General features: G+C 64.6%; 15 protein-coding genes. 10 read left to right on the top strand and 5 right to left on the bottom strand.

Annotated features, from left to right (window positions below):
* Positions 1–142 precede the first annotated feature (142 nt).
* The 9 genes from L6637_RS26975 (at position 143) to L6637_RS26935 (ending at position 9,132) form a co-directional block, all read left to right on the top strand.
* Entirely contained in the window at positions 143–937 is a 795-nt protein-coding gene (locus L6637_RS26975; RefSeq protein WP_237872453.1) for a MetQ/NlpA family ABC transporter substrate-binding protein, read from the top strand.
* A gap of 126 nt (positions 938–1,063) precedes the next feature.
* Positions 1,064–2,098: a putative FMN-dependent luciferase-like monooxygenase gene (locus L6637_RS26970; RefSeq protein ID WP_237872451.1), complete on the top strand. Its 1,035-nt coding sequence runs from the start codon at positions 1,064–1,066 to the stop codon at positions 2,096–2,098.
* A gap of 31 nt (positions 2,099–2,129) precedes the next feature.
* Positions 2,130–2,729: a CMD domain protein gene (locus L6637_RS26965; RefSeq protein ID WP_237862776.1), complete on the top strand. Its 600-nt coding sequence runs from the start codon at positions 2,130–2,132 to the stop codon at positions 2,727–2,729.
* 15 nt (positions 2,730–2,744) lie between these two features.
* Positions 2,745–3,323 carry an alkylhydroperoxidase domain protein gene (locus tag L6637_RS26960; protein ID WP_237862775.1) on the top strand — a complete coding sequence of 193 codons (579 nt, stop codon included), beginning with the start codon at positions 2,745–2,747 and terminating at the stop codon, positions 3,321–3,323.
* 61 nt (positions 3,324–3,384) lie between these two features.
* Complete coding sequence (locus L6637_RS26955) at positions 3,385–4,539, top strand: ABC transporter substrate-binding protein (protein WP_237872449.1); 1,155 nt, start codon at positions 3,385–3,387, stop codon at positions 4,537–4,539.
* Positions 4,540–4,592: 53 nt separating this feature from the next.
* Positions 4,593–6,416, top strand: coding sequence for an ABC transporter permease (locus tag L6637_RS26950; protein WP_237872447.1), 1,824 nt, complete (start codon positions 4,593–4,595; stop codon positions 6,414–6,416).
* The gene (locus tag L6637_RS26945) at positions 6,416–7,264 is read left to right on the top strand and encodes an ABC transporter ATP-binding protein (protein WP_237872444.1); all 849 of its coding nucleotides are present in this window, start codon (positions 6,416–6,418) and stop codon (positions 7,262–7,264) included. The genes L6637_RS26950 and L6637_RS26945 overlap by 1 nt, the downstream gene beginning before the upstream one ends.
* Complete coding sequence (locus L6637_RS26940) at positions 7,261–8,001, top strand: ABC transporter ATP-binding protein (RefSeq protein WP_237862770.1); 741 nt, start codon at positions 7,261–7,263, stop codon at positions 7,999–8,001. The genes L6637_RS26945 and L6637_RS26940 overlap by 4 nt, the downstream gene beginning before the upstream one ends.
* Before the next feature lie 150 nt (positions 8,002–8,151).
* Entirely contained in the window at positions 8,152–9,132 is a 981-nt protein-coding gene (locus tag L6637_RS26935; protein ID WP_377803185.1) for a HoxN/HupN/NixA family nickel/cobalt transporter, read from the top strand.
* Positions 9,133–9,137: 5 nt separating this feature from the next.
* On the opposite strand, the gene L6637_RS26930 is transcribed toward L6637_RS26935, so the two are convergent.
* The gene (locus L6637_RS26930) at positions 9,138–10,649 is read right to left on the bottom strand and encodes a helicase HerA domain-containing protein (protein WP_237872439.1); all 1,512 of its coding nucleotides are present in this window, start codon (positions 10,647–10,649) and stop codon (positions 9,138–9,140) included.
* A gap of 358 nt (positions 10,650–11,007) precedes the next feature.
* On the opposite strand from L6637_RS26930, the gene L6637_RS26925 reads away from it, so the two are divergent.
* Positions 11,008–12,072 (top strand): ketopantoate reductase family protein, encoded by a 1,065-nt coding sequence (locus L6637_RS26925; RefSeq protein ID WP_237872437.1) that lies wholly within the window; start codon positions 11,008–11,010, stop codon positions 12,070–12,072.
* Between the two features lie 808 nt (positions 12,073–12,880).
* Here the strand turns inward: L6637_RS26925 and L6637_RS26920 are convergent.
* The 4 genes from L6637_RS26920 to L6637_RS26905 form a co-directional block, all read right to left on the bottom strand.
* The gene (locus L6637_RS26920; protein ID WP_237862766.1) at positions 12,881–13,516 is read right to left on the bottom strand and encodes a MarR family winged helix-turn-helix transcriptional regulator; all 636 of its coding nucleotides are present in this window, start codon (positions 13,514–13,516) and stop codon (positions 12,881–12,883) included.
* 844 nt (positions 13,517–14,360) lie between these two features.
* Positions 14,361–15,686 (bottom strand): flagellar protein export ATPase FliI, encoded by a 1,326-nt coding sequence (gene fliI, locus L6637_RS26915; protein WP_237862765.1) that lies wholly within the window; start codon positions 15,684–15,686, stop codon positions 14,361–14,363.
* 39 nt (positions 15,687–15,725) lie between these two features.
* Positions 15,726–16,454, bottom strand: coding sequence for a flagellar basal-body rod protein FlgF (gene flgF / locus L6637_RS26910; protein WP_237862763.1), 729 nt, complete (start codon positions 16,452–16,454; stop codon positions 15,726–15,728).
* A 3-nt stretch (positions 16,455–16,457) separates the two neighbouring features.
* Positions 16,458–17,249, bottom strand: coding sequence for a DUF1217 domain-containing protein (locus L6637_RS26905; protein ID WP_237862761.1), 792 nt, complete (start codon positions 17,247–17,249; stop codon positions 16,458–16,460).
* Between the last annotated feature and the right edge of the window lie 106 nt (positions 17,250–17,355).

Genomic DNA, 17,355 nt, shown 5'->3' with positions numbered 1-17,355 from the left:
CCCCTGCCTCAATTTGCGTTCATTTCCCATTTCGCGGCGAACGGAGAAGCGTTGCCCGCCGCCGGTGCCAAATATGAATTTCCATTTCATTGATTTCGTCCGGCGGAGAAGCGAATACGGTTCCAATTGTTGTCGCTGAGTCATGGAGACCAAGATGTCGTTTCGCCCCGCCCTGATCCTCGCAACCGTGCTCGCCGCCTGGTCGGCAGCAAGCTCAGCCGAGACCATCAAGATCGGCGTGACGCCGGGTCCGCATGCGCAGATTCTGGAGGCCGTGAAGCCGATCGCCGCCAAGCAGGGGCTCGTCATCCAGCTGATCGAGTTCTCCGACTATGTGGTGCCGAACGCCGCGCTCGATGCCGGTGAGATCCAGGCCAATTCCTTCCAGAACCAGCCTTACCTGGACAACCAGAAGGCCGATCGCGGCTACAAGATCGAGTCCGTCGCGCTGACCGTCAACTTCCCCATCGGCGTCTACTCCAAGAAGCACAAGGCCTTCGCCGACATTCCTGAAGGCGGCAAGGTCTCGATCCCCAACGATCCGACCAATGGCGGCCGCGTCCTGCTGCTGCTGCGCGACAAGGGCGTGATCAAGCTTAAGGACGGTGTCGGCTTCAAGCCGACCGTACTCGACATTACCGAGAATCCCAAGAAGCTGAAATTCATCGAGGTCGACGCTGCTCAGGCCCCGCGCGCGCTCGACGACGTCGACGCCGCCGCGATCAACACCAACTATGCAACCCAGGCGGGCCTCGATCCCGTCAAGGATCCGATCCTGCGCGAGGACCCCAAGGGACCCTACGTGAACCTGATCGCGGTGCGCAGCGCCGACAAGGACAAGCCCTGGGTCAAGACCCTGGTCGACAGCTACCACACACCCGAGGTCAAGGAGTTCGTCCTCACCAAGTTCAAGGGCGCGGTGCTGCCGAGCTGGTAGGCAGCCTGCCTAGCCAAAGTTCTGCGTGGGGCACCGATCCCGGCGGGCAGCCTTGCACATTGCCCGCTTGTTTCCTGCTCCAGCAACCGACATCATCGGGACCCATTCTCGCCCGACAGGGGTCGTATGAAACGCTTTGCAAACCTGAAACGCCTCGGATTCTTCACGCGCCTGCTTGATGAGGCCCCGCCGGCCGAGCGCTATCGCAATGCCGCCGAGCAGATCGTGCGCGCCGAGAAGGCCGGTCTCGATTCCGCGTGGATCGCGCAGCACCATTTTCACGAGCGTGAGGGCGGCCTGCCGTCGCCCTTCGCCTTCCTCGGCTATGTCGCAGCCCAGACCTCGCGCATCCGCCTTGGCACCGGCATCGTCACTCTGCCGCTGGAGAGCGCGGTGCGGGTGGCGGAGGACGCAGCTGTCCTCGATCTACTCTGCAACGGCCGCTTCGAGCTCGGGGTCGGCACCGGTGGTAACCCATCGGCGTTCGCTGCCTTCGGCCTCGATGGCACTCAGCGCAACGAGATTTTTGCGCGCAATCTGGAGGTGGTCCGCAAGGCACTGACCGGCAAGCCGCTCGACGGTGGCGACACGCTCTACCCGCAGCGGCCGCAACTGGACAAGCGCATCTGGCAGGCGACTTTCTCGGTGGCGGGCGGCGCCCGCGCCGGCAAGGCCGGCGACGGCCTCTTGCTCTCGCGTACCCAGCCGCGGACCAAGGATGCGCCAAACGCTACCCTCGCCGAGATCCAGAATCCGATCATCGACGCCTATCTCGAAGCGCTGCCATCAGGGGCCGAGCCGCGCATCATGGCCTCGCGCAGCGTCTTTGTCGCGGACGATCATCGCGAAGCGATGCGGCTTGCCGATATCGGGCTACGCCGGGCGCTCCCGCAATTCATGAAGAGCGGTCACCTTCCCCCGGGCGAGACACTGGAGGAGATGATCACGGCGTTCGACACCCATGTCGGCGGCGCTAGCGAGGTGATCGCCTCGCTGCGCACGGACGCCACGCTGGAGCGGATCACCGACCTCGTCTTCCAGGTCCATTCCGTCGATGCGCCGCACCCCCAGGTGCTGCGCTCGATCGAGCTGGTCGCGGAGAAGGTTGCGCCGGCGCTGGGCTGGACCAGGACAGCGCCCGAAGTGGCCTTGGCCGGCTAGTCGGATTTGATGGATTGCATGAGGCTTTATGATGAGTACGCCTGACATCATCGACACGCTTGTCGGAATCGAGCCGGGATCGGCGCTGGACGCCATTCGCGGAAAGCGCATGCAAGCGCGCGAAAACGCGCAGAAGAGCTATCTTTCGCTGTTCGAACCGATCGATGCCGGCGATTTTTCGTTGCTCGAACGCGCCGCGGTCGCGGCCTTCGTGACCGGACTCCATGGCGAGTCTCCCGTTGCCAGCTTCTATCGCGACAAGCTTGCCGCGACCGCCGGCGGCGCGGCTCTGGTTAAGGCGATCGACGCCGAGATTGCACGCGGCAAGACCTCCGGCCCCTATGGCTCGTTTCCGGCGGGACCGCTCTCGATCGAGAACACGGCAGGCCTGATTTATCGCGTGGACGCCGCGAGCAAGTCCGCCCTCAGCCCCCGGCTGGTCGCGGCACTCGAGCATGCGCATTTGCTCGTGTTCCGGCCGCGCGATGCGGCATCCAGCGACATGAAGGCGTTGCTCGCCGCCGGCTGGTCGACCACCGGCATCGTCACCTTCTCCCAACTCGTCGCGTTCCTGTCGTTCCAGGTGCGGGTCGTCAGCGGCTTGCGCACGCTTGCCGCCGCGAACGCATAAGAGGAGGCCGCCATCATGAGCGCCACCGTCAATCCGCCCGTCGTCTTTACCCAGGATGAGCTCGGCTGGGTCTCCTGGATCGAGCCATTGCCGGAGGCCGAGCTCACCGAACGGCATTTCAACGGCTTGGTCGACCGCGCCCGCGCCAAGTCGGAATATTTCCGCCTGCTGGTGCGCGATCCCGAGGTGCTGGAAGCCCGCACCAAGACCGACAAGGACATCTTCTACAACGTCGCCGACGGCCTGCCGCGCGCCGAGCGCGAGCTCGCGGCGGCCGCGACCTCGCGCTACAACGGCTGCATCTATTGCGCCTCGGTGCATGCGCGCTTCGCCAGCACCTATTCCAAGCGCCGCGAGGACGTGCAGAAGCTGCTCGATGAAGGCGTCAAGGCCGATCTCGGCGAACGCTGGAACGCCGTGGTGAAGGCGTCGGTGGCGCTGGCCGCGACGCCGATCGCGTTTGGCCCTGACAACATCAAGGAGCTGCGCAGTGCGGGCCTTGACGATGCCGAGATCGTCGACGTCATCAACGGCGCCTCGTTCTTCAACTGGGCGAACCGGCTCATGCTGTCGCTGGGCGAGCCCTCGAAATAGGCAATTTCACCGGCACAAGACTTGCTGCTTGTTTTCAACACCTGAGTGGATGGAGCCGTGCATGAGCAACATCAATCGCCGAACCCTGGTCAAGGGCTCACTGGCCGCCATGATGGCGGGCGCAGTCTCCTCCCGCAGCGCCTTCGCCGACACCGATCCGATCATGCTCGGCGTCAGCGGTCCGCTGACCGGGCCGAACGCGCAATATGGCACGCAATGGAAGCAGGGCTTTGATCTCGCGCTCGACGAGATCACGGCCGCCGGCGGCATCAATGGCCGCAAGCTTGCCTATCAGTTCGAGGACAGCCAGAGCGATCCACGACAATCGGTCGCGATCGCCCAGAAATTCGTGTCCGATCCCAAGATCGTCCTGGAGCTCGGCGACTTTTCCAGCCCCGCCTCGATGGCAGCCTCGCCGATCTATCAGCGCGGCGGCCTGGTGCAGTTCGGCTTTACCAATTCGCATCCCGACTTCACCAAGGGCGGCGACTTCATGTGGAGCACGTCGGTCAGCCAGGCCGACGAGCAGCCGCTGTTGGCGCGCTATGCGGTGAAGAGCCTCGGCCTGAAGAAGCTAGCGGTACTGCATCTCAACACCGATTGGGGCCGCACCAGCCGCGACTACTTCAACAACGCCGCCAAGGAATATGGCGCGGAGATCGTCGTCACCGAAGGCTATATCGCCGAAGAGCGCGACTTCCGGTCCACGCTGGTGCGCGTGCGTGATGCCAATCCCGATGGCCTGGTCCTGATCTCCTATTACTCCGACGGTGCGCTGATCGCGCGCCAGGCGCGGCAGGTCGGGCTCAAGCAGGTGATCTGCGCCGCGAGCTCGGTCTATTCACCTAAGTTTATCGAGCTTGGCGGTGATGCCGTTGAGGACGTCCATGTCGGCACGCGCTACTTCCCGGAAGATCCGCGGCCCGAGGTGCAGAAGTTCATCGCCGGCTTCAAGAAGAAGTACAATGGTCTCGAGCCCGATGCCTTCAACGCCTACGCCTATGACGCCATGAACATGGCCGCGGCCGTGCTGAAGATCGGCGGCACCGATCGCAAGGCGATCCGCGATGCCTTCGCCAAGGTGAAGGACGTCCCGAGCGTGATCTTCGGCACCGCGACGTTCGACGTCGCCACCCGGCGCGTCAAGGGCGCGATGAATGCCGAGCTCGTCGTACGCAAGGGCCAGTTCGCGCTTTGGGACGGCAAGCCGACCTGATCTCTTGGCCGGAGCTCCTGCTCCGGCCTTTCTCCCTTCATTAGGAACCCTGCGTGTCTTCCTGGCTCGACTACACCATCAACGGGCTGATCGTCGGTAACGTCTACGCCCTGGTTGCGGTCGGGCTCGCGCTGATCTTCGGCGTCAGCCGGCTGATCAACTTCGCGCAGGGCTCGATCTACCTCGTCGGCGCCTATATCGGCTGGGTCGCGGTGGTGCAGCTGCACACGCCGCTGCCGCTCACGATCATTGTCGTCGCGGTGGTGGCCGCGGTCGTCGGGCTGATCATCGAGCGGTTCGGCCTTCGGCCCCTTCAGAACTCGGTGCGCATCGCGCCGCTGCTGGCGACCATCGGCATCAGCTTCGTGCTCGATCAGCTGGTCATGCTGACCTTCTCGCCCAATCCGCGCGCGCTGCCGAGCCAGTTGCCGGATGTGCGATTTCAGGTTGGCGGCGGAACCATCGGGCCGCTGGATCTGCTGATCGCCGGCGTCGGGATCTCCAGCGCGCTGCTGCTGTTCGTGTTCCTGCGCTATACCAAGCTTGGCTGGGCGGTGCGCGCCGCCTCGCAGGATCGCGACGCCGCGATGCAGATGGGCGTCGATGTCAACCGCGTCAACCAGACGGTGTTCGGGATCGCAGCGGCGCTCGGTGGTGTCTCTGGCCTCTTGGTCGGCATGTATTACAACCAGATCGACACCGCGATGAGCCTGCAGGCGACGCTGAAGGGCGTCGTGGCTGAGGTGGTCGGCGGTGCCGGCAATGTGCCCGGCGCCGTGATCGGCAGCATGCTGCTTGGCCTTGTCGAGAGCTACGGCGTCGCCGTGTTCGGCACCAGCTATCGCAATCTGTTCGCCTTCCTGCTGTTGGTGGTCGTGCTGGTGCTGCGGCCGAACGGCCTGTTTGCCAGCGCCCGGCAGGCGCCGCCGGAGCCACTCACTGGCACCTTTATCGCGCCGAGCCGGCCAGTGCGTATTCCGCGCTGGGCCCTGGCTGTCGCAATCGTCGCATTGGCGATCCTGCCGCTGCTGCCGGTGTCGTTCTACATCCTCCAGACGCTGATCAACGCCTGGCTGCTCGGTATGCTCGCGCTCAGCCTGACGCTGGTGGCCGGCACGATCGGCCAGGTCTCGCTCGGACACGCCGCGCTGCTCGCGATCGGTGCCTATACGTCCGCGCTGCTGTCGCTGACATTGAACGTGCCTGTTGGCCTCGCCATCATGGCCGGCGGCCTGATGAGCGCCGCACTCGGCACGATCCTGATCTCGCCATCCTTTCGCCTGCGCGGGCATTACGTCTCGATCGCGACGCTCGCCATCGGCGAGATCGTGTCGCTGGTGATCCTGAACTGGGAAAGCGTCACGCGCGGGCCGATCGGCATTTCCGGCATCCCGCCGCTGTCGCTGTTCGGCTACGACCTGATCAGCCCGGCCTCGGTATATTGGTTCGCCTTCGCCGTGATGGTCGTGCTCGCGCTGCTTCAGGCGCGCCTGCTGGGCTCGCATCTCGGCCGCTGCTTTCGTGCCATCCGCGATGACGACATCGCCGCGCGCGCCTATGGCCTTAGCCTCAACCGTTACAAGTCGCTCGCCTTCATCTTCGGTGGCTTCGCAGCGGGCGTCAGTGGCGGCATCGCCGCGCATCTCTATTCCTACATCAATCACGAGACCTTCAACACGCAGCAATCGATCCTGGCGCTGACGGTCGTGATCCTCGGCGGCCTCGGCAACGTCGTCGGCGCGATTCTCGGCGCAGTGGCGCTGGTCGGCCTGCCCGAAGTGTTCCGGATCGCGGCGGAGTACCGCATTCTGATCTACGGCATCGTGCTGCTCCTGCTCGTGCGATTCAGGCCGCAAGGCCTGTTGGGGACGATCTGATGGCGGAGGCGCTCGCACCGCTGTTGTCCCTGCGCGGGCTGACGCGCCGCTTCGGCGGCCTCACCGCCGTCGACGGCATCGATCTCGATCTCGCCAAGGGCGGGCTCGTCAGCATCATCGGCCCGAACGGCGCCGGCAAGACCACGCTGTTCAATCTGGTCACCGGGCTCGATCGGCCGGATGGGGGCACAGTCAGCTTCGAAGGGCAGGACATCACGGGCCTTTCGCCGGAGCGGCTCGCCGCGCAGGGCATCGCGCGCACGTTCCAGCTCGGCCGCGTCTTCGGCAATCTCAGTGTCATGGACAACGTCCTGATCGGCGCGCACACACGCTTGCGTGCCGTGAAGCCGGCCGTGCCTGTGATCGGTCCACTGCTGGAGCTGGGCCTGGCGTTGCTGCGTCCTTCAAGCGTCAAGGCCGAGGAAGAGCGGCTGCGCGAAGACGTCAAAGCCATTCTCGCCCGCTTCGGTGAGCGGCTGCTGCCGCGGATCGACCAGCCGGCCTACAGCCTGTCCTATGCCAACCGCCGCCGCGTCGAGATCGCGCGCGCACTCGCGCTGAAGCCGCGTCTCTTGCTGCTCGACGAGCCGACCGCCGGCATGAACCCGAGCGAGACCGCGGAGATGCAGGCGCTCGTCGCCGAATTGAAAGCAGAAGGGCTGACCATTCTCCTGATCGAGCACAAGCTCGAGATGGTGATGCAGCTCTCCGATCGCGTCATCGTCATGGACGAGGGTAAGAAGATCGCGGAAGGGCCGGGCGGGCAGGTGCGTGGCGATCCCAAGGTGATCGAGGCCTATCTCGGCCACGGGCTGTCAGGAACAGCGGAGCAGGAGAGTGCGGCATGACCACGGGCGCACCCGAACCACTGCTGGCGTTGACTGATGTCAACACGTTCTATGGCCAGGCCCAGGTGCATTTCGACCTGTCCATCACCGTGGGCCGCGGCCACATCGTCTGCCTGCTCGGCGGCAACGCCAGCGGCAAGTCGACGACGATGAAGATCATTCTTGGCCTGGTGAAGCCACGCTCGGGCGAGGTGACGTTCGACGGTGCCTCGCTGATCAGCCTCACCACGCCGCAGATCGTCCGCCGTGGCATTGCCTCGGTGCCCGAGGCGCGGCGGCTGTTCGCCGACATGAGCGTCCGCGAGAACATCCTGATGGGCGCCTTCGTGCGCAGCGACCGCGACGCCGTGGCGCAGGATCTCGACAAGATGCTGACGCTGTTCCCGAAGCTTGGCCAGCGGCTGTCGCAGCGCGCGGGCTCGCTGTCAGGCGGCGAGCAGCAGATGGTGGCGATGGCGCGCGCGCTGATGAGCCGTCCGCGCCTGATCGTGATGGACGAGCCGACCATGGGCCTGTCGCCGCTCTATGTCGACCGCGTGCTCGAGCTGATCCGCACCATCAACCAGGACGGCGTCTCGATCTTCATGGTCGAGCAGAACGCCAGCCTTGCGCTCGAAATCGCGCATGAGGCTTATGTGCTCCAGACCGGCAAGATCGTGCTCTCGGGCCCGGCGCGCACGCTGAAGGATGACCCTCGCGTGCGCGACGCCTATCTCGGCGGCAGCGAAGCCGCGTAAGGCGGCTATGCGCGAATGCCGCCTCGGCGGTTCGGGTTTTGCGCTGGTCAGTGTGACAATTATCTGAAAAGATCATACCGTTGACGCAATGGGGCGCGCGGCGGAATGCGTGACGTGACGAGATGGTCTGTGCGGGCGGCTGAGCCCGGAATGGTGCTGCTGTTCGGCGGCCTCGTCGCCGCCAATGTCGCCGTATGGGCCTGGGCTTTCGCGGCGTTCGGCGAGCTGCCGGCGGTGATGGCGACTGCGCTGCTCGCCTGGGTGTTCGGCCTGCGCCACGCCGTCGATGCCGACCACATCGCCGCCATCGACAATGTCGTGCGCAAGCTGATGCAGGCGGGCGATGCGCCGCGCAGCGTCGGTCTCTATTTCGCGCTCGGTCACTCCACTGTGGTCGTGATCGCGACCATGCTGCTCGCGCTCGGCGTCGTCAGCCTTGGCGGTGGCAGCCTGTTGAAGGATATCGGCAGCCTGATCGGCACCTCGGTGTCGGCGCTGTTCCTGCTGGCGATCGCCGCGATCAACCTTGTCATCTTCGCCGGCCTGTGGCGAACCTTTCGCGCCGCGCGCGAGCAGGGCGTTCATGACGCCGCCGGGCTCGAGGCGCTGCTCGCGCATCGCGGCTTTCTCGCGCGCCTGCTCGGCCCGATGTTCCGCCTGGTGACGAAGCCATGGCACATGTTTCCGCTCGGATTGCTGTTCGGCCTCGGCTTCGACACCGCAACCGAGGTCGGGCTGCTCAGCATCTCCGCCACCGAAGCGGCACGTGGTGCCTCGCTCGCCGACATCCTGGTCTTCCCCGCACTGTTCGCGTCAGGCATGGCGCTGGTCGATACCGCCGACTCCGCGCTGATGGTCAGCGCCTATCGCTGGGCCTTCGTAGATCCCATGCGCAAGCTCTGGTACAACCTCACGATCACTGGCGCGTCCGTCGCGGTCGCGCTGTTGATCGGCGGCATCGAGGCGCTTGGCCTGATCAGCGACCGGCTTGGACTTAATGGTGGCGTGTGGGCGTTGGTCGATAGCCTGAACGAGTCGCTCGCCAATGTCGGTTTCGCGGTGATCGCGCTGTTCGTGATCGCCTGGCTCGTCTCGAGCCTACTTTATCGCCGTATGTTCGCGGCGGCGTGACGGCGTCAGGCCGACGCCGCGCTCGGCATTTGCTCGGCCGGCTGATCGTCGCCGTTGGGATCGCCAGGTGCGGTCGCCCAGGCCAATTCCACCAGTGTGACGATTCGGCGGCCGCCGCCGTCGAGCTGAACGACGATCAGGCCCTGCTCCTCCATATAGCCAAGCAGGCGCTGGGCCCGGCGCAGCGAATGCGAGCCATAGGCGCGGGCGATGGCGATGTCGCCGGGGCAGGGCCAGCCTTCCTTGGCCGCGCGCGCGAGCATCATGAACACGCCCTGCATGTCGTCGGGCAGGATCGAGGCGCGCAGCGTCACCTCCCGCCAGGAATCGTCCCCGGCAATGTCCGTGCCGAGGCCCGCGCGCGCATGCGTCAGCATGCGGCGGAATTCGGTAAGGTCAGGCACGGACGCGCCGAGGCCTTCGATGCGGCAGCGGACCACGAACTCCTGATAGAGCACGCCGATGGCGCGGAAGCCGGCATCGGGCGCGGCCAGCACCGCGCGCAACGTCCGGTCCACGCGCTCGCGCCGTTCGGCGAGCTCTGCGGCACTGACCGGCTCCTCGACCTCTTCAGTGCTGATTTCAGGCGCTGCCGCCTTGGCCGCACGAAGCTGCTCGAGCAGATCAGGCGCAGGCCGGCGCTGCGGCCGGCTGGCGTCCGGCGGCGGCGCAGCCAGGATCACGGCGCGCGCATCTTCCAGCGTCGCTTCGGGCAGCGGCATCAGCCGCGGCGTCGAATTGCGCGGGGATGTTTCGGTTGGGCCGATATTCAGGCGCAAGGGGCGGCGCGATAGCGCCGGTCCCAGCGCCATGAACTGCCCGCGTTCGAGATCGCGAAAGGCTTCGGCCTGCCGCCGCTCCATGCCGAGCAGATCGGCGGCGCGCGCCATGTCGATGTCGAGGAAGGTGCGACCCATCAAAAAGTTCGACGCCTCGGCCGCGACATTCTTGGCGAGCTTGGCCAGACGTTGCGTCGCAATGATGCCGGCAAGGCCGCGCTTGCGGCCGCGGCACATCAGATTGGTCATGGCGCCCAGCGACAATTTTCGCGCTTCGTCCGACACCTCGCCGGCAACCGCCGGCGCGAACAGCTGCGCCTCGTCGACCACCACAAGCATCGGGTACCAATGGTCGCGCTCGACGTCGAACATGCCGCCAAGGAACGCAGCCGCGCGCCGCATCTGATTCTCGGCGTCCAACCCCTCGAGATTGAGCACGGTGGACACGCGATGCAGCCGGGCGCGCTCGCCCGCCACCTGCAGGCCGCGCTCGGTGTGATCCTCGGCGTCGATCACCAGATGGCCGAAGCGTTCGGCCAGCGTGACGAAATCGCCCTCGGGATCGATGATGGCCTGCTGCACCCAGGGCGCGCTCTGCTCCAGGAGGCGCCTGAGCAGATGCGACTTGCCGGAGCCGGAATTGCCCTGCACCAGGAGACGGGTCGCCAGCAATTCTTCGAGGTCCATGGCCGCCCCGGCTCCCGCCGTGGTCAGACCCATCTCGATCGCAACCGTCATGTCCCCGACTCAAGCCCCGTCATTCGCGGACAGCGGCTTATCAATCGAAGCGGGACGCGTCGAGCGAAACACGAGGGAACACGTCGCGTTGCCCACGGCGGAATTTCTGTTGGGATTTGAAAGCCGTAGAAGTGCGGGTTGGGATGACGGCGGGATCAGCGATGCATCCATATTTCGGGTAAATCGCATTTGGTGAAGTGAATCGGCCTGCCGGCGCTATCCGCACAGCGGAATATCGGGCGCTCCTTGTATGCATTATCCCAGTTGCCATCCCCGCCCAGTTTGCCTTAGATGCTGCAACGCACCCGCGGACAACGGCCGGGGCTCAAAAATCACACACATTTTCGAGGGGACGATCATGGCGCGCAACGTTCTGATTCTGGGAGCTTCCTACGGTTCCCTGCTGGGCACCAAGCTCTTGATGGCCGGGCATAGCGTGACCCTGGTCTGCCGCGCCAAGACCGCGGAGCTGATCAACCGCGACGGCACCGAGGTGCGCATCAAGCTGCGCGACGAGGCGGTCCACCGCGCCATTTTCTCGCGCGACCTGCCCGGCAAGCTCGACGCCGTGACGCCGCAGAATGTGGACGTCTCCCGCTACGATCTCGTCGGCCTTGCAATGCAGGAGCCGCAATACACCAACCACACGGTTCGCATGCTCATGGTCAAGATCGCCGCGGCGAAGTTGCCGTGCCTGTCGATCATGAACATGCCGCCGCTACCTTATCTCAAGCGTATCCCGGCGCTGTCAGACATGGATCTCGAGGAAGCCTACACCAATGCGCAGGTGTGGGAGCGGTTCGAGCCGGGGCTGGTGACGCTGTGCTCGCCCGATCCGCAGGCTTTCCGTCCGCCGGAGGAAGCCGCGAACGTGCTGCATGTCGGCTTGCCCACCAACTTCAAGGCCTCGGTCTTTGCCGACGAGAAGCACAACAAGGTGCTGCGCGAGCTCGAGGCCGACATCGACGCGGTGACGCTCGACGGCAAGGACGTGCCGGTCAAGCTGAAGGTGTTTGATTCCCTGTTCGTGCCGCTGGCCAAATGGTCGATGCTGCTCACCGGCAACTACCGCTGCATCACGCCGAACGAACCGCAGTCGATCCGCGACGCCGTGCACGGTGACCTCAAGCGCTCGCAGACGATCTATGACCATGTCGATGCCATCGCCCGCCGCCTCGGCGCCGATCCCGCGGACCAGGTGCCGTTTGCGAAATACGCCAAGGCCGCCGAAAGCCTGCTGAAGCCGTCATCGGCGGCGCGGGCGGTCGCGAGCGGCGCGCCCTTCATCGAGCGCGTCGACCTGCTGGTGAAGCTGATCTCGCACCAGCTCGGTGCGCCGAATGCCGAGATCGACCGCACGGTCGATACCGTCGACCAGAAGCTGAACGAGAAGATCGTGCAGGGCGGATCGGGCGCGCAGTAACGGCGCGCCTCGATCATCCGGGGGCGGGCGCCCCAACGGCAAAACACCCGCAAGGGCTGTCAATCCGCGCCGGTGAAAATATTTCGTTTTACCGAAATTCGGAAATGACGTATGTGTCGCCCATCCCGGTTCACCTTGAGGGGCGATCGTACGTCGTCACGCTTCGCGAGCCGGGCTTGCGGTGGATGCGGCAGCGTCGGCACGAGATGGCGCGGGCAGGGTGGGTAGTCCCTGTGAGCCCGAAGCCGCGTGTGGACGAGCGGCGCTGTCAGTTCGTCGTGCCAACATGCTTTGCGGCGCGTGTGCACACTGCCGAAAGCCTCTGTGGCGCTGGCGAGCGCGCGTACGGCAAAACCGTGTGGTCTCGGCCGTCGTCGCTACGGTCAAGCCTGTCGCGGAGGTGTGGAGCGTCCAACCGGATCAACCACATCGCTAATTCGCGAGGCGAGGGAGGCCAGAAGGAATTCGACTCCCGGGAGAGCACGGCATAAGCCGTCAAACCATCGAGCAGGGAAGGCCGTGTGTTGGGCTTCACCTGTATGCTGTTGTGCGGTCTTCTTGCGCTACATTTTTCGCGCAGCAGACCGCGCCGGCACCCGGTCTTCCCTGCGCCCTCTCGATTGAGAGGGTGGAGAGATCAAGCAAAGCTCGGGCAAACGCGCCGCGAGGCTGCGAAAGTGTGTCCGTGATTGGAGCTGCTTGCCGCAGGCGATGATATCGTAGGACGGGCAAAGCGGAAGCGTGCCTACTACAAGCATATGGTGGGCACGGCGCTTTGCGCCTTTGCCCACCCTCCCGCACTACAGCCTCACCCCTGGCTTGCCACGCGCGCGCGATCGAAATGATCTTCGATCTTGGGGCGGTCGCGGGTGCGCTCGAAGCTGGTGCACAGCAGCTCGGTCTCCTCGAGCGAGACCGGCGCACGATACAGCCGGCACATGAACTCGGCGGTGGTGCGGCCCTTGCCCGTGCCGGGGCTGCGCTCGGCCAGGAACATGCAATCGCGGCAGATGCTGGCGTCGAGCCGCTGATGGGCCGCATCGAGATGATTGAGAACCTCGCGGAGCGAGTCGCGGAGCCTTACGCATTCCTCGGTGCCGAGCGAATTGACCGCATTCAACACGTGATTGATCGGGTCATGCTGGTTCAGGCATTTCTCGCCCTGCGGCGTGACGTGCAGAACGACAGAGCGCTTGTCTTCCTGCGACGGCTTTCGCACCAGGAAGGATTTGCTCTCCAGCGTCTTCACGATCTGCGACGCGGTTGCTCTGGTCGCGCCAATGAACCCGGCAAGCGCGGACGGCGTGCGCGAGAAGCGATTGGCGCGGCCGAGAAAGCGCAGCGCCATCCACTCCCGATCGCGCAATCCGTGTTGATTACCTTCGAAGTACCAGGCTCTGGCCGCCTGAACCAGCAGCTCGACTGCTTCGCGTGCCAACGGCATAAATTCCTACCTTGCCCCGGGAATCGCGTGTGCGGCGCCCCGAAGCCGCTTTCCACCATGGCGCACGAATATCTTGCGCAAAGCCGGATGCTCAGCCGCGTCCGATGAGTGCCTCATGCCCAACACAAAGGCCTGGATGGCGAGCCTTTCGCCCCGGACTGATGAGCGTCGCAGGATGCTGCGCAAGAAACGGTGCCGCCGATGCCATGCCAACCGCAAGGTCGTCGTACGCAAGCCCGAGTTGCCGTCACTTCTGGACGATGGATCGGAATTGCTCAACCGAAGCCCCTGAGTTCAAGTCACACGCAGACGTTTCTTATGTTCCATCGAAACGATGAATGAGCTTCTCAACAAAATCAAGTAGAGAGAGTACTCGAGAACGAATGTCGTTGCAGACCAATGTAATGTTCAAGACAATCTCGCTCTCTGGGACACATGAAGTTGAACGCAATACGCAGTGAAACAAGCCAGATCACGTAGTTCTACGCGTGCCGGATTGCACGCATATTGCTGTCTGTCGTTGATGCAGTTGATCGAAGCTTGTGCAGGACAGGCGACGCGCAACACGAAAGTCATCCACAACTTCTGCGATCTGCTTCGGAAATCGCCAACGCAGCGTCAGGGGAATTTGCAGGGAATGCACGCGGCGGTTGTCGCGGGATTATGCCTGGAGCATCATCCGGGTGTCGTCTTCCGCGACCATGCTGATCGTCTCATCCTAACGGCTGAGATTCGCGCGACTGACATCGCCGGCGAAGGAGCGCCTATGCAGTTTGTGCCACGATGCGCGGGTCGCAGGCAGGAAGCGAGGGCACGCGCCGCGCGCGGCCGGCAAGCCGTGCCGCTAGTCGCCCTTGAGCATGTCCCTGAGCTCGCGGAACGGATCCGCGCTCGCCGGCGCCGAGGCGTCTTGGCGCATGGCGTTGTAGATTCGCGGCACCATGTCGACAGCCTGGTCGAGCCCCGAATCGCGTCCCGACTGGTACCCGCCCATCAGGCGAAGGTCGCGAGTGTCCTCGTATTTGGCGATCAGGGAGCGCAATTTGCTCACCAATTCGCGCTCCTCAGGGTCCCATACGTTGTGAGCAAGGCGCGAAACCGAGGCCAGCACGTCCACCGCCGGATATCGCGCCTGGTCGGCGATGTGCCTGGAGAGCACGATGTGCCCGTCCAGCGTGCTGCGGATGGTGTCGGCGATCGGTTCGTTGTGATCATCGCCATCGACCAGCACGGAGTAGATGCCGGTAATGGTCCCGGATCCTTCCTCGCCGGGTCCGGCGCGCTCTAAGAGCCGCGGCAGGTCGGTGAAGACCGTCGGGGCGTAGCCGCGGGCCACCGCCGGCTCGCCGGCCGCCAGCGCGACCTCGCGGGCGGCATGGGCGAAGCGGGTGATCGAATCGACGATGAGAAGCACCGATTCGCCGCGGTCACGGAAATATTCGGCCACTGCCATCGCCGTCTTTGGCGCCAGCCGTCGCATCATCGGGCTTTCATCGCCCGTCGATACGATGGTCACGGCGCGGTTGCGGTCGTTGCCGAGCACGTCCTCGATGAATTCGCGCACCTCGCGGCCGCGCTCGCCGACGAGCGCCAGCACGACGGTGTCAAAGCCCTGGCTGCGGGCGAGCATGGCAAGCAACGTCGATTTGCCGACGCCCGAGCCGGCAAAGATGCCGACGCGCTGGCCGGCGCAGATCGGCGCAAACAGGTCGATGACGCGGACGCCGGTGCGCAGCGGCTTGTGCACGCGCGCCCGCTTCATGGCCGGCGGCGCCTCCGCCTCGGCCGAAACGGCCCTCGACCCTGGCGTGAGCGGCCCTATTCCGTCCAGTGGCACGCCGAGCGCGTTGATAACGCGGCCCTTCCAGCTCGGACCCGGCGCGAACGACAGCGGCGGCATGCGGTAGGCGACCGCGCCGAGCCCGCCGGCGAAATGCCGGTCGAACGGCTTGGCCACGATGCCGTCGCTGTCGATCCGCACCACCTCGCCGATCTGGGGCTTGGCCCCGGTATTGACGCCGATCAGCTCGCCGAGCTTGACCGAGCGCGACAGGCCGGAGACACGAAAATGCGTCGGCGCGATCTCGGAGATCGCGCCGCTGATGCTTGCCAATGGCGTGCTCTGCTCGAGCTCGAGCATCGCCCACTCAAGTTGCCGAAGAGCGTTCAAGGAAACAGTCCACCCCAAAATTACGCGCGACGCGCACGTCTACTTGCTAGGATCGCCCAGCGTCTGGATTGCGTTGCGGAGCGCGCTCTCGGTGCCGTCGATCAGCGAGTTGGTGCTGTCGAAGGCGCGGGAGGCCGACATCAGCTTGGTCAATTCCATCATCGGATTGGCGCTGGAGCCCTCGACATAGCCTTGCTTAAAGCCATCGCGGCTGAAATCGGCGATGGCGGTCGCGGGCCGGTCGGGCGTGACGCCGGAATTGCCGTAGCGATCGAGATTGGCATCGGCGGGAATATTGAACAGGCCGATGGTGCCGATCTCGTTGTTGTCCTGGGTGATCGCGCCGCTGCGCGAGATCGAGACCGGTCCACCGTTGGGATCGAGCGTGAGCTGCGCGCCGCCGGAATCGATGACGGGGAAACCCGACACCGTCTGAAGGTCGCCATTGGCGGCGATCTGGAGGCGACCGTCGCGGGTATAGACCGTGCCGTTGGGGCCGGCGAAGGCGATCCAGCCCTGTCCGACCACGGCGACGTCGAGCGGGTTGCCGGTCTCCGTGATGTTGCCTTGCTCGCGCGAGATGATGTTGTCGCCGGGCGAGGAGAACGCGACCGGGTTGGCGCCGGCCTTGGACAGCACCGTCTCGAATTTCACGACGTCGGTGCGAAAGCCCGACGTGTTGACGTTGGCGACGTTGTTGGCGATCGTCTGGAGGCGCTTCTCGAGCGCGACCTGGGCCGACAATCCGACGTAGAGAGCCGATTGCATGACTTACCTGCTGAACTTGATGTTCTGAAGTGTCGTGAGCATATCGGTGTCGAGACTTGCCGACGACGTCGAGGCGCCGGTGATCAGCACCAGCGCGGGGTTGGTCGAGCTATCACTCTGGGCCTGGGTCGCATCCCACATCGCCGCGAAGCGCTGCACGAATTTGGTCACCTTGGTCGGGTCCTTGAAATCGGCAAGGTTGATCTTGTCCGTGATCATCTTGGCCTGCATGTCGATATCGGACGAGCTGATCATCGACGACCAGCCCTCCGCGGTCTGCACCACCTGGGTCAGGGCCTTGTCGGCGAGGATCTGGTAGGGGCTCGTGATCGAGGCGGCCTTGCGCGTGAAATAGAGCGCCAGCCGCAGGCCCTCATTCTGGTCGCCGGCGTCCTGCTCCAGTGTCTGGGTGGCATACTGGCTGGTCGTGCCTGATGTGGCCGCGGTGCTCTGGGTCGCATTGGCGCCGAGCGCCGCGAAGTTGAAGGCGGCGGCGAACTCCCGGTAGCGGCTGTCGCTCAGCTTGTTGGCGAAGGTGTTCGATGTCGCGACGCCCTCGGTCAGCACTTTCCGCATTAACGCCTTGGCGTAAATCATGTCGTCCAGGCCGAAAGCCTTCATTGCATAGGAGTAGAGCTTATAGTTGTTCAGGAAATCGTCGATGCTCTTCACCTTGCCGATATTGGCAAGATAGTAGGCGGTATCGCGGCTGACGTCCGGTTGCTGCTCAACCTGAGTCAGCGACTTGCTCATGTCGGTTGTCAGCCTGGTGTAATCCGCGATCGTGGATAGCATGGCACGCGCCCCTCTGGTCGCTGCTGCGACATCGTCTCAAGCTGCCGCGAATTGCTTGCGCGGGGCTGGCGAGGCCGGAAGGGGTGTGCAAGCCAGCTTCGCGCAA

Source organism: Bradyrhizobium zhengyangense (genome assembly GCF_022012435.1).
GTDB lineage: Bacteria > Pseudomonadota > Alphaproteobacteria > Rhizobiales > Xanthobacteraceae > Bradyrhizobium > Bradyrhizobium zhengyangense.
This window is presented reverse-complemented; position numbering and strand designations above follow the sequence as displayed.